This is a genomic window from Burkholderia sp. B21-005, from assembly GCF_020843965.1.
Taxonomy (GTDB): domain Bacteria; phylum Pseudomonadota; class Gammaproteobacteria; order Burkholderiales; family Burkholderiaceae; genus Burkholderia; species Burkholderia ambifaria.
Genome location: NZ_CP086302.1, coordinates 786,623 through 799,389, shown reverse-complemented (window position 1 = coordinate 799,389; position 12,767 = coordinate 786,623). Strand labels below are relative to the sequence as shown.

9 protein-coding genes are annotated in these 12,767 nt (G+C 66.3%); 3 read left to right on the top strand and 6 right to left on the bottom strand.

Annotated elements, in window-relative coordinates; translation table 11 throughout:
- Position 1: 1 nt before the first annotated feature.
- From selB to fdnG, 6 genes are all read right to left on the bottom strand, one after another.
- Positions 2-1,927, bottom strand: a complete 1,926-nt coding sequence (gene selB / locus LMA02_RS19970; RefSeq protein WP_228909500.1) for a selenocysteine-specific translation elongation factor — start codon at positions 1,925-1,927, stop codon at positions 2-4.
- Complete coding sequence (gene selA, locus LMA02_RS19965) at positions 1,924-3,363, bottom strand: L-seryl-tRNA(Sec) selenium transferase (RefSeq protein WP_228909499.1); 1,440 nt, start codon at positions 3,361-3,363, stop codon at positions 1,924-1,926. Before selA ends, selB begins: the two co-directional genes overlap by 4 nt.
- 75 nt (positions 3,364-3,438) lie before the next feature.
- Positions 3,439-4,374 (bottom strand): formate dehydrogenase accessory protein FdhE, encoded by a 936-nt coding sequence (fdhE, locus tag LMA02_RS19960; protein ID WP_228909498.1) that lies wholly within the window; start codon positions 4,372-4,374, stop codon positions 3,439-3,441.
- Between the two features lie 107 nt (positions 4,375-4,481).
- A complete protein-coding gene (locus tag LMA02_RS19955) occupies positions 4,482-5,108 on the bottom strand; it encodes a formate dehydrogenase subunit gamma (RefSeq protein ID WP_105788812.1) in 627 nt (208 codons plus the stop codon).
- A complete protein-coding gene (gene fdxH, locus LMA02_RS19950; protein WP_166722219.1) occupies positions 5,105-6,019 on the bottom strand; it encodes a formate dehydrogenase subunit beta in 915 nt (304 codons plus the stop codon). Before fdxH ends, LMA02_RS19955 begins: the two co-directional genes overlap by 4 nt.
- A 10-nt stretch (positions 6,020-6,029) precedes the next feature.
- On the bottom strand, positions 6,030-9,101 hold the full coding sequence (fdnG, locus tag LMA02_RS19945; RefSeq protein ID WP_228909497.1) for a formate dehydrogenase-N subunit alpha: 3,072 nt from the start codon (positions 9,099-9,101) through the stop codon (positions 6,030-6,032).
- A gap of 139 nt (positions 9,102-9,240) precedes the next feature.
- Here fdnG and LMA02_RS19940 point away from each other — a divergent pair, with 139 nt between their 5' ends.
- From LMA02_RS19940 to LMA02_RS19930, 3 genes are all read left to right on the top strand, one after another.
- Positions 9,241-10,173, top strand: coding sequence for a YihY/virulence factor BrkB family protein (locus tag LMA02_RS19940; RefSeq protein ID WP_228909496.1), 933 nt, complete (start codon positions 9,241-9,243; stop codon positions 10,171-10,173).
- Between the two features lie 443 nt (positions 10,174-10,616).
- A complete protein-coding gene (locus tag LMA02_RS19935; protein WP_228909495.1) occupies positions 10,617-11,774 on the top strand; it encodes a porin in 1,158 nt (385 codons plus the stop codon).
- Positions 11,775-12,160: 386 nt separating this feature from the next.
- On the top strand, positions 12,161-12,634 hold the full coding sequence (locus LMA02_RS19930; RefSeq protein ID WP_006754865.1) for a VOC family protein: 474 nt from the start codon (positions 12,161-12,163) through the stop codon (positions 12,632-12,634).
- The last annotated feature ends 133 nt before the right edge of the window (positions 12,635-12,767 follow it).

Here is a 12,767-nt window from a genome sequence, read left to right as displayed (position 1 = left end):
CCTACGCCTGAATACTCGCCCAACCGCTGTCAGGCCGCAGGAAGTGGAGATCGCGGTGGAAGCGAGTATACCCAACCCGATCGAAGAACTCGAGAATCTGGATCGCACGCTTGCGGCCGAGCCCGGTCGCGTCGCGAAACGTCGCCGCATCGAGCCCGCCGCCGCGCGTCGGCGCGAGATCCGCAACCAGCCCGGCCAGCTCGCGCACGACATCCGCGTGATAGAACAGGTCACGCACGACCTGATGCACGTCGCCGCGCCGCGCGAGCTTGCGCAGCAGCGACCGCACGGCCTCCTCCGCCGCCCCCGTATCGCGCGCCAGATCGCGGACCCAGGGCGGATCGAAGCGCCCGGCGTGGATCAGCGGCAGCAGTTGCCGCGCCAGCGCTTCCTCGCGCGCATCGAAACTCACCGAATGCGACGGCAGATGCAGCCAGGGCCCGCTACGCGCGACCTCCCCGCCGTCTACCAGCGCATCGACCAGCGCGCGCCACAGCGCATCGCCGACGAGCGGCGCCACCATCCGCCGCAGGCGTGCCGCGTCGAGCCCCTGCTCGTCCGGCACGCGCTCGTGATACGCGCGCAGCGTGTCGATCGTGCGCGACTGCAGCGCCAGCCAGTGCGCCCGCGCCATCACCGTGCCTTCGTTCGACGCGGCGTCGCGCTGGCCAATCGCCAGCGCATCGTCCGGCAACGCGAGCACGTCGGGCGCAAACCCGCTCAAGTGCGTGAGCATCGTTCGGGCGATACCGAGCGGCGCCTGCGCGAGCAGCGCATCGAGCCGTCCTTCGTCGAGCCACGACGCCAGTGCGTCGAGCCATGCGCGACGCTCGGGCGTGCGGCGCTTGCGCGCGGGACCGAATGGGTCGAGCACACGGCCGCCGCCGACGGTGCGCGTCGCTTGCGGATTGCGAACGATGAAGCGATCACCCGGCAGCGCGAACACGGGTTCGTCGAACACCAGTTGCACACGCATCCTCTCGCCGGCCGCGAGCGTATCGCCGTCGAGCAGCGCGACGTGCGCGACGCGATGCAGCGTGCCGAGATGCACGTGCAGCGGCGCCCAGTGCGTCAGCGTGAGCCCCGCGTCGGCCAGCAGCGTCAGTTCAACGTCAAGCCGCGGCGACGTCGCGACGAGCCGCGCATCCGCGACGGTATCGCCGCGTTCGACGTCCGCCTTGTCGACGCCGGCCAGGTTCAACGCGCAGCGCTCGCCCGCGCGGCCCGCGTCGACCGGCCGGTTCTGCGCATGAATGCTGCGCACGCGCGCCGCCGCGCCGGTGCGCACGACCGCGAGCGTGTCGCCGGTCGCCACGCGCCCCGCGAACGCGGTGCCCGTCACGACGGTGCCCTGCCCGGCGAGCGTAAACACGCGATCGACCGCGAGCCGGAACAGGCCGTCGTCGCGGCGCGCGCGCCACGCGAGCGCCGCATCGGCGAGGAAACGCTTCAATGCGGCGACGCCCGGATCGTCGTCGCGCGTCGCGCAGGTTTCGAAGATCGGCGCGCCATCGAGCGTCGAGCCGTGCAGCCACGCGGCGATCTCGTCGCGCACCGCCGACAGGCGTGCGGCGTCGACCCGATCGCACTTCGTCAGCGCGACCGCGCCATGCGTCACGCCGAGCAGTTGCAGGATCGCGAGATGCTCGCGGGTCTGCGGCATCACGCCGTCGTCGGCGGCGATCACGAGCAGCGCGAAGTCGATTCCGCACGCACCGGCCGCCATCGTATGAACCAGCTTCTCGTGGCCGGGCACGTCGATCAGGCCGAGCACGTCGCCGTTCTCGAGCGGCGTATACGCATAGCCGAGTTCGATCGAGATGCCGCGCGCCTTCTCTTCCTTCAAGCGGTCGGTATCGACGCCCGTCAGCGCCCGTACGAGCGTCGTCTTGCCGTGATCGATATGTCCTGCAGTCCCGACGATCATGCAGCGGGCCCTGCGATCCGCACGCATTGCGCGACAAATGTTGCTTCGTCGGCCGCTTCGAGGCAGCGCAGGTCGAGCCGCAGCGCATTGTCGGCCACGCGGCCAATCACCGGACGCGGCCATTCGCGCAACCGCTGCTCGAGCTGCGCGAGCGCACGGCCGCCGCGCTTGCCGTCCGGCGTGCGCACGACGAGCCCGGCGCTCGGCAACTGGTCGAGCGGCAGCGCACCGCTGCCGATCTGGCTGAACATCGGCTCGACGCGTACGTCGAAGCCGCTGCCGAGCGCGGCCTGCAACGCCGGACGCACGCGTTCGGCGGCCTCGGTGATGTCACGTTGCGGCCGCGTCAGCAGCCGCAGCGTCGTGAGCCGCTCGCACAGGAATTCCGGCGCCTGGTAGAGCCGCAGCACGGGTTCGAGCGCGGCGAGCGTCAGCTTGCCGACGCGCAGCGCGCGCTTGAGCGGATGTTTCTTGATCTTCGCGACGAGCGCGCGATCGCCGACGATCAGGCCGGCCTGCGGCCCGCCGAGCAGCTTGTCGCCGCTGAACGTGACGAGGTCCGCGCCGGCCGCGATGGTTTCCTGCACGGTCGTCTCGTGCGGCAGGCCCCATTGCGACAGATCGGCGAGCGTGCCGCTGCCGAGATCGACCGCCACCGGCAGCCCGCGCTCGCGCGCAAGCGGCACGAGTTCGGCCAGCGTCACTTCCTTCGTGAAGCCGCTGATCGCGTAATTGCTGCAGTGCACCTTCATCAGCATCGCCGTGCGCGGGCCGATTGCATCCGCATAGTCGCGCAGATGGGTGCGGTTGGTCGTGCCGACCTCATGCAGCTTCGCCCCCGCTCGGCTCATGATGTCCGGAATGCGGAATGCGCCGCCGATCTCGACCAGCTCGCCGCGCGACACGACGACTTCCTTCTTCGTTGCCAGCGCCGACAGCGTGAGCAGCACGGCCGCGGCATTGTTGTTGACGACGGTCGCGGCTTGCGCGCCGGTCAGTTCGCACAACAGATCGTCGATCAGGTCGTCGCGGTCGCCGCGGCGGCCGGTGGCGAGATCGAATTCGAGGTTCACGGGCTGGGTGAGCGCGTCGACCACCGCGCGCACCGCGTCGTCGGGCAACAGGGCGCGCCCGAGATTGGTGTGCAGCACGGTGCCCGTCAGGTTGAACACCGCGCGCACGGTGCCCGCGCTCTGCGCGGCCAGCGCGCGGGCGACGGCTGCCGCGATGCGCGGCTCGTCGAGCGGTTCGGCAGCCGGCGGATCCTGCTGCGCGGCGGTACGCCAGCGTTCGAGTTCGGCGCGCACCGCGTTCAGCACGCGCGTGCGGCCATAGTCGGCGAGCAGCGGCTGCAGCGGCGCCGACGACAGCACGCGCTCGACCGACGGTACGCGCGCGAGGACGGCATTCAGTTCATTCAAACCCGGTTCGCTCACGTAGGTGTGGCTCCATTTCCATGCGGGGCTGGCGGCCGGCGCCGGTGCACGCGCGCCCGCCCCGGCTGCCTGCCGTCAATCCGCTTCGCGCGACATGTCCGGCCACAGCAGCGGGTTCGGCGAACTGCGCTGGTAGCCGGCTTCGTTCATCAGAAGGTCGAGCGTGAGGCTCGCGAGATCGTCCGCGAGCGGCTCGAACTCGTAGTCCTTGTCCTGGTAGCCGATCTTGCGGTAAGTCTTGCATTCGTCGCACGACTCGGCCTTGACGGCTTCACTGCCGCCCTCGATTCCGTGGTAAGCGATGCCCTTGGTCGAGTCGCAGTGCGAACATTTCGTGCGCACCATGTGCCACTCGGTCGTGCACAGCCCGCACTGCAGGAAACGGTAGCCCTGGAACTGGCCGCCGACGCGCACGACGCTCGCGACCGGATGCGTGCCGCACACGGGGCACAGCCCCGGCTGGTCGAGATACGGGATGTCGGCCGGCGCGATGCGGCTCGCGAGATCGGTCCAGACGACCTGCAGCGCGGCCATCAGGAACGGCGCGGTGGCCGGATCGACCTCGGCGAAGCGCAGCGCGAGGATCGCCTCGGCCTGCGCATCGAGTTCGGCGGGCGCCATCAGACGCAGCCGATCGAGCAGCTTCGCGAGCTGCGGGTTGACGAGCCCGGCGCCTTCGACGCGGTCGAGCAGTTCATACAGCACCGCGCGCCAGCGCGGATCGCGCTCGCCGCCGAGCGCCGGCACGAGCGGCATAGAATGCTGCTGCGCACGAGCGATCGCTTCCGTCGACGGCAGCGGCAACTCCAGCGTCTGGAGCGTCGCATGCTGCGCATCGGCGACCGTGGCCATCAGCCGCAGGTAGCCGCTGATCGGATTCAGGTCGGCGAGCTTGCGCAGCCGCGCGGCGCGCGCCGAAAACACGGTGGCGCGCTCCGGCAGGCGAAAGCGCGGAATGGCCGAATGATCGAGCGCCGAGATCTCGGTCGGTTCGAGAATGCGTTGTGTCACAAATATGTCTTCCAAATAAACAAGCGCCGACGAATCGGCGCTTCTGGCGATTCCGGCGGTTGGCGAAACGGTACGCCGCAATCGGCGAACCGTTCCGCTCCGGTGCGTTATTTCACGCTTTCACGGAACCACTTCGGGTGATGCTTGCGGGCCCAGCCCAGCGTGACGGTGCCGCGCACCATCGCGCCGATCGAACCCTTCACCCACAACGCCGCGTAAATGTGCACGATGATGCTCACGATCAGCACGAAGGCCGCCACGGCATGCACGACAGCGGCCGCGCGGATCACCCCGATCGGAAAGTAGAACGAGAAGTAGCGCCGCCAGATCACGATCCCCGACAGCAGGAGCAGCAGCAGGCACGCCACCAACGTGAAGAATAGCAGCTTCTGTCCGGCGTTATAGCGCCCGACGGGCGGCAGCCTGTCTTCCCGGTTGGTCACCACGTCGTCGATCTGCCTCAGCCATTGCCGATCGTCCGCGTCGAGCACGTTGTGGTGCCAGAAGCGCACCACGAGAATCGCGAACGACACGAACATCACGAGGCCGACGAACGGATGCAGGATCCGCGTCCACTGGCCGCCGCCGAACAGCGCGGTGAGCCAGAACATCGACGGATGGAACAGCGCGAGCCCGGACAGCGCGAGCAGCACGAAGGTGATCGCGGTGATCCAGTGATTCGTGCGCTCGTTCGCCGTGTAGCGGACGATCAGGTTGGGGTCGTCGTGCTTCATTTTGCGTCCTCCTTGATGCGTCGCGCCTCGTCGCGGGCGGCGGCCTCGTCCTCGTCGCTGACCTCGTTCGGCCCGACCCGGATGTAGTGGAAGAACCCGGCGAGCGCGGTCAGCGCGATGCCGGCGACCGCGAGCGGCTTCGCGATCCCCTTCCACAGCTTCACCATCGGGCTGATCGACGGATTGTCGGGCAGCCCGTGGTACAGCGAGGGTTTATCCGCGTGGTGCAGCACGTACATCACGTGCGTGCCGCCGACGCCCTGCGGGTCGTACAGCCCCGCATGCTCGAAGCCGCGCTCCTTCAGGTCCTCGATCCGCTCGGCCGCATGCTGCTTCATGTCCTCCTTGGTGCCGAACACGATCGCGCCGGTCGGGCAGGTCTTCACGCAGGCCGGTTCCTGGCCGACCGCGACGCGGTCGGAACAGAGCGTGCACTTGTACGCGCGATGATCCTTCTTCGAAATCCTCGGAACATTGAACGGGCAGCCGGTCACGCAATAGCCGCAACCGATGCAGTTCTCCTCGTGGAAATCGACGATCCCGTTGTTGTACTGCACAATCGCACCCGGCGACGGGCATGCCTTCAGGCAGCCCGGATCCTCGCAGTGCATGCAGCCGTCCTTGCGGATCAGCCATTCGAGGTCGCCGGCCGGGTTCTCGTATTCGGAGAACCGCATCACCGTCCACGAGTGCTCGGTCAGGTCGGCCGGGTTGTCGTACACGCCGACGTTGGTGCCGACTTCATCGCGCAGGTCGTTCCACTCCATGCATGCCGTCTGGCACGCCTTGCAGCCGATGCACTTCGATACGTCGATCAGCTTCGCGACGCTCCCGGTCACCGGTTCGCGCGCCGTGGCCGGCGGCGTCGTGGTGGCCGAGACGCGCTTGATATCCAGCGATTGCAGTGCCATCTCTTTCCCCTTACGCCTTTTCGACCTTCACCAGGAACGACTTGAATTCCGGTGTGTACGAGTTGCCGTCGCCTACGGACGGAGTCAGGGTATTGGCGAGATAGCCGGGCTTCGTCAGACCCTTGAAGCCCCAGTGCAGCGGGACGCCGACCGTCTGGACCTTCTTGCCCTCGATCATCAGCGGCTTGATCCGCTTCGTGACGAGCGCGACCGCGATGATGTAGCCGCGCTTGGACGACACCTTCACGCGATCGCCGTGCGCGACGCCGACTTCCTTCGCGAGGTCTTCGCCGATCTCGACGAATTGCTCGGGCTGGATGATCGAGTTCAGCCGCGCGTGCTTGGTCCAGTAGTGGAAATGCTCGGTCAGCCGGTACGTCGTCGCGACGTGCGGGAACTCGGACACCTTGCCGAACGACGCGCGGTCGTCCGGGAACACGCGGGCGGCCGGATTGTTCAGCGCCTGCGGGTTGTTCGGGTGCAGCGGGTTCGCGGCGAGCGGCGTCTCGAACGGCTCGTAGTGCTCGGGGAACGGACCTTCGTTCATCCCCGCGCGGGCGAAGAAGCGCGCGACGCCTTCCGGGTTCATGATGAACGGACCCATCCCGTCTTCAGGTGGTTCATCCGCCTTGAAGTCCGGCACGTCGGTGCCCTTCCACGCGCTGCCGTTCCAGCCGATCAGCTTGCGGGTCGGGTCGAACGGCTTGCCGCTCACGTCGCACGATGCGCGGTTGTACAGGATCCGCCGGTTCGCGGGCCACGCCCACGCCCAGTTCAGCGTCTGGCCGATGCCAGTCGGATCCGAGTTGTCGCGCCGCCCCATCTGGTTGCCGGCCTGCGTCCAGGCACCGCAGAAGATCCAGCAGCCGCTCGCGGTCGTGCCGTCGTCCTTCAGTTGCGCGAACGCGGCGAGTTGCTCGCCCTTCTTCACGAGCGTCTTGGTCGGATCCTTCGGATCCGGCAGATCGGCGAGCGCACGCCCGTTGAACTCCATCGCGAGCTCTTCGGGCGTCGGGCTTTCCGGGTTCGCGTACGGCCAGGTCAGGTTGACGATCGGGTCCGGATACTTGCCGCCGTCCGTCTGGTACATCTTGCGCATGCGCAGGAACAGCCCCGACATGATCTCGAGATCGCTCTTCGCCTCGCCCGGCGGCTCCGCGCCCTTCCAGTGCCATTGCAGCACGCGGCTCGAACTCACGAGCGAGCCGTTTTCCTCCGCGAAGCACGTGGTGGGCAGACGGAACACCTCGGTCTGGATCTTCGACGCATCGACGTCGTTGTAGTCGCCGTGATGCTTCCAGAACTCGGACGTCTCGGTCGCGAGCGGATCCATGATCACGAGCCACTTCAGCTTCGCGAGCCCGGCGGCCGTCTTCACCTTCGACGGCGCCGCCGCGAGCGGGTTGAAGCCCTGGCAGATGTAGCCGTTCATCTTGCCGGCACTCATCAACTCGAGCACCTGCAGCAGGTCGTACTGCTTGTCCAGCTTCGGCAGGTAGTCGTAGCCCCAGTTGTTCTCGGCGGTCGCCGCGTCGCCCCACCACGACTTCATGAAGCTGACGTGGAACGCCTTGTAGTTCTTCCAGTAGCTCAACTGGTTCGGCCGCAGCGGCAACTGCACGCGCTTCTTGATGTAGCCGTCGAAATCCTGCTCGGACTGCATCGGCAGCGTCATGTAGCCCGGCAGCAGGTTCGACATCAGCCCGAGGTCGGTCAGCCCCTGGATGTTCGAGTGGCCGCGCAGCGCGTTCATCCCGCCACCCGCGATGCCGATGTTGCCGAGCAGCAGCTGCACCATCGCGCCGGTGCGGATCATCTGCGCACCGATCGAGTGGTGGGTCCAGCCGAGCGCGTACAGCACCGTGCCGGCGCGGCCGGGAACGGCCGTCGTCGCGAGCATCTCGCACACCTTCAGGAACTTCTCCTTCGGCGTGCCGCACGTTTGCTGGACCATGTCCGGCGTATAGCGCGCGTAGTGCTGCTTCATCAGGTTGTACACACAGCGCGGATGCTGCAGCGTCGGGTCGACCTTCACGAAGCCGTCGTCGCCGCGCTCGTAGTCCCAGCTCGATTTGTCGGGGTACGCGTGCTTCTCGGCGTCATAGCCGGAATAGATGCCGTCGTTGAACGCGAAATCCTCGCGCACGATGAACGAGAAGTCCGTGTAGTTCTTCACGTACTCATGCTGGATCTTGTCGTTCGTCAGCAGATAGTTGATGACGCCGCCCAGGAAGACGATGTCGGTGCCGGTGCGGATCGGCGCGTAGTAGTCGGCCACCGAGGCCGTACGCGTAAAGCGCGGGTCGACGACGATCAGCCGCGCCTTGCGGTGCGCCTTCGCCTCCGTCACCCACTTGAAACCGCACGGATGGGCTTCGGCTGCATTGCCGCCCATCACGAGAATCACGTCCGCGTTCTTGATGTCGACCCAATGGTTCGTCATCGCTCCACGGCCAAACGTCGGGGCAAGACCTGCCACCGTCGGGCCATGTCAGACACGCGCCTGATTGTCGAATGCGAGCATCCCCAGACTGCGGGCAGTCTTGTGCGTCAGGTAGCCGACCTCGTTGCTGCTCGCCGACGCGGCCAGCATGCCGGTGGTCAGCCAGCGGTTGACCTTCGAGCCGTCTTCCGCCGTCTCGACGAAGTTCGCGTCGCGGTCGGCCTTCATCAGCTTCGCGATCCGGTCGAGCGCATCGTTCCACGAGATGGGTTCCCACTTGTCCGAGCCGGGCGCCCGATACTCGGGGTGCGTCAGGCGGCTCGGGCTGTGGATAAAATCGATCAGGCTCGCGCCCTTCGGGCATAGCGTGCCGCGGTTGACGGGATGGTCGGGATCGCCTTCGATATGGATGATGCTCGGCTGCGCGTTCTTCGCGCCGTCACCGAGGCTGTACATCAGGATGCCGCAACCCACTGAACAGTAAGGACAGGTGTTGCGGGTTTCGACGGTGCGCGCCAGCTTGTACTGTCGGACTTCGGCAAGCGCTTCCGTCGGAGAAAAGCCCAGCAGGGCAAGACTCGATCCGGCAAGCGACGTGGCCGTCACCTTCAGGAACTGGCGCCGTGACATTTGTAGCATGATGGTCTCGGCGTCTTTGTGGGGTAAGGAGAAACTGAAAGGATTATAGACATTGAGCGCAACTATGATGCAATCCTCGGATCAATACCGATTTGTCTGATCCACCGATGTCCGGCGATCAGCGCGCAACCGAACCGTCATGAAACGACAGATCACATCCGAAGCCACCCGCCTCGCGCAACAGCAGGCCAACTGGGCGCTCAACGCATTCCAGCGTTTCTCCTCCCACCGCTGCTCGGCGATGGCCGCGAGCATCGCGTTCTTTTCGGCATTCTCGCTCGCGCCGACGCTCGTGATGGTGATCGCCGTGGCCGGCTGGTTCTACGGCGACGAGGCCGCGCGCGGCCAGGTGTTCGAGCAGGCCCACCAGCTGATCGGCGACGATGCGGCGGCCAGCATCCAGACGATCGTGCAGAACGCGCATCGCGCGGGCGAGCGCGGCGGCATCGCGACGCTGATCTCGTTCGCCGCGCTCGCGATCGGCGCATCGGCGACCTTCGCGTCGCTGAACACGGCGCTGAGCGTGATCTGGCCGAGCACGGAAAACCGCTGGTCGAGCATGCTCGGGCTCGTGCGGGTGCGGCTCATCTCGTTCGGGCTCGTGCTCGGCGTCGCCTTCCTGCTGATCGTGTCGCTCGTGCTCGATACCGCGATCACGTTCATCGGCACGTGGCTGCTTGGCGATTCTCCGTACGTCGCGATCACCAACGTGCTGCAGTTCGTCGTCGGCATCGCGGTGCTCGCGGCCGCGTTCGCCGTGCTGATGAAGTTCCTGCCCGACGCGCGCGTCGCATGGCACGACGCGGTGATCGGCGGGATCGTCTCCGCGATCCTGTTCTCCGGCGGCAAGAAGCTGTTCGCGCTGTATCTCGCGCGTGCCGGTACGGCCAGTGCGTTCGGTGCGGCCGGATCGTTCGCGGTCCTGCTGATGTGGCTGTACTTCTCGGCGGCCGTGCTGCTGCTCGGTGCGGAATTCGCGGCCGCGCGCGGCGATGCGCATCGCCGCGCCCGCAATGCTGCTGCCGTGTCCGCGCCAATGGATCCCACCGCCGATCGCGCACGCGACGACTGATTCCCGCCCATTGCCTCGCATGCGGCCGCGCATCGCGCGCGCCGCCGCGCGCTGCATCCACGCTCCCTACGCGACCGCGTTCCTTCTCGCAACCACCCGGCCCCGCCGCGCGTTCGTGGCCGTTGATGCGCTCTTTGCATCGGCCCGGATTGCACGCTGCAACGGCAAACGTTTGCTCACGTCGATTTCCGTGTGCCGACCCGCGAAATCCGCCCTTCCGTTGCGGAGTGCATCGACCACTGCAACAATCGAGCTGCACCAATTGTCAACTATTTCAAAAAGAGGAACAGTCCTTGATGTGCTTGATATATATAGACTTTTCCTCGCTGTTACCTTTTCGAGACACTTTATTTTTTAAGCTTTCTTGCCTGGATAGCACTGAGCTATTCTCCAATCCGCAACAAATAACGAATGACGAATCATTTGCGTGGAGATACTCAACGATGAAGAAACTCGCTCTCTCGACCCTCTCGCTCGCCCTGCTGGGCGCCGCTGGCGCTGCTCATGCTCAATCGAGCGTGACGCTGTATGGCGTGATCGACACGTCGATCGCATGGGTTCACGGCAACGACGGTCAAGCCAATAACTCGTGGCAAATGCTGTCGGGCAACCTGCAAGGCAGCCGTTGGGGCCTGAAAGGTGCTGAAGACCTCGGCGGCGGCCTGAAGGCGATCTTCCAGTTGGAAAACGGCTTTGATCCGGGCACGGGCCACCTGAACCAGGGCGGTCGCATGTTCGGTCGTCAGGCATTCGTCGGCCTCCAGAGCGACCAGTACGGTACGCTGACGCTCGGCCGCCAGTACGACCCGCTGGTCGACCTGGTCCAGGCAGTGACGGCTGACAACTACTTCGGTAGCGTGATGGCAACGCCGGGCGACGTCGACAACAACGACAACTCGCTGCGCGTCAGCAACGCAATCAAGTACACGTCGCCGGTCTGGGCAGGCTTCCAGGTCGAAGGCATGTACGCCCTCGGCGGCGTTGCAGGCAAGACGGGTTCGGGCCAGACGTGGTCGGTCGCGGCTGCCTACAACAACGGCCCGGTCGGCGTTGCAGCTGGCTACTTCTACGCAGCCAACCCGTCGCCGACGACGGCTGTCGGCCGCGCAGGCTGGGGTTCGACGACGTCCGACGCGATCTTCGACGGCCCGATCAACTCGGGTTACGCAACGGCGAAGTCGATCGCCATCGCGCAAGTCGCAGGTCAGTACGCACTGGGCCCGGTGACGTTCGGCCTCGGCTACAGCAACGCACAGTACAAGCCGGACGCGTTCTCGGGCTTCGGTTCGACCGAAAAGTACAACACGGGCCGCGCGTTCGTGACGTACCAGGTCACGCCGCCGCTGCTGCTGGGCCTCGGCTACTCGTACACGAAGGCGAGCGGCGACACGACCGCGAAGTACCACCAAGTCGGTGTCGGCGCGGACTACTCGCTGTCGAAGCGCACGGACATCTACCTGGTTGGCGCATACCAGCACGCGAGCGGTACGCAGCTCGTCGACGGCGTGCAGCAAAGCGCGCAAGCGTCGATCGCTTCGTACGGCTTCGCCGGCAAGAGCTCGGCCGAACTCGTCGCACTCGGCATTCGTCACAAGTTCTAAGAAGTACGTTTCCGGTGTGCATGGCGTCTTCGACGCCATGCCGCCGAACTGCAAAACCAGTCATCGGCTTCGGCCCTGGCTGGTTTTTTTTCGTCCGTTGCCAGCGGCGCCGTGGCGGGCTACGGCCGCGGCCGGGCCTTGGGTACGGCAACCCGCCGCGAGCGGCGCCTGGGGCCCTGTCGCGCGCGGGAAGCCCCTTTGAGCACCTGCCGGACGCCTCGCGCTGTCGACTCGGATGCGCCGGTTCCCCGATCCTCCAATCCCCCGGATTCCCCGATACGAAGCACGTATGCTTCGACATGTCGATTTCGACGAGCTTGATTCGTCGTATCGATGGCGGCATACAGATTGGCCGCCCCTCACCGAAAGCAGACAGGAGACGCTCCATGACGATTCAGAAGATCACGCCGTTCCTCTGGTACGCGACGGAAGCCGAAGAAGCCGCGGCCTTCTACACGGACATTTTCCCGAACTCGCGCGTCGTGCGCGTCACGGCGGTGCCGGGCACCAGCGGCACCCGGATGGTCGAGTTCGAACTGTTCGGGCAGCCGTTCACCGCGATGAGCCACCCGCGCACCGAGACGTTCAACCACGCGATCTCGCTGATGGTCAGTTGCGCCGACCAGGCCGAACTCGACCGTTACTGGAGCGCGCTGCTCGAGAACGGCGGCACGGCCGACGGCTGCGGCTGGCTGCGGGACCGCTTCGGCGTGTCGTGGCAGATCGTGCCCGATGCACTGATCCCGATGATGACCGACCGCGACGAGGTCAAGGCGGCGCGTGTGGCCGCGGCCATGATGCAGATGACGAAGTTCGACGTCGCCGCGCTGAAGGCCGCGTACGCAGGCACGGCGGGCTGACGAAGCCAACGGGCGCCGCGCCGTCGTTCGCGGGCGCGCTGGCAGGTTCGTGGCGTGCGTGCGGCCCGCGCAATGACCGCATCCTTCGACGGATTGCATCGCGCCACGACGCAATCGCAGGCAGCGGCCGTTC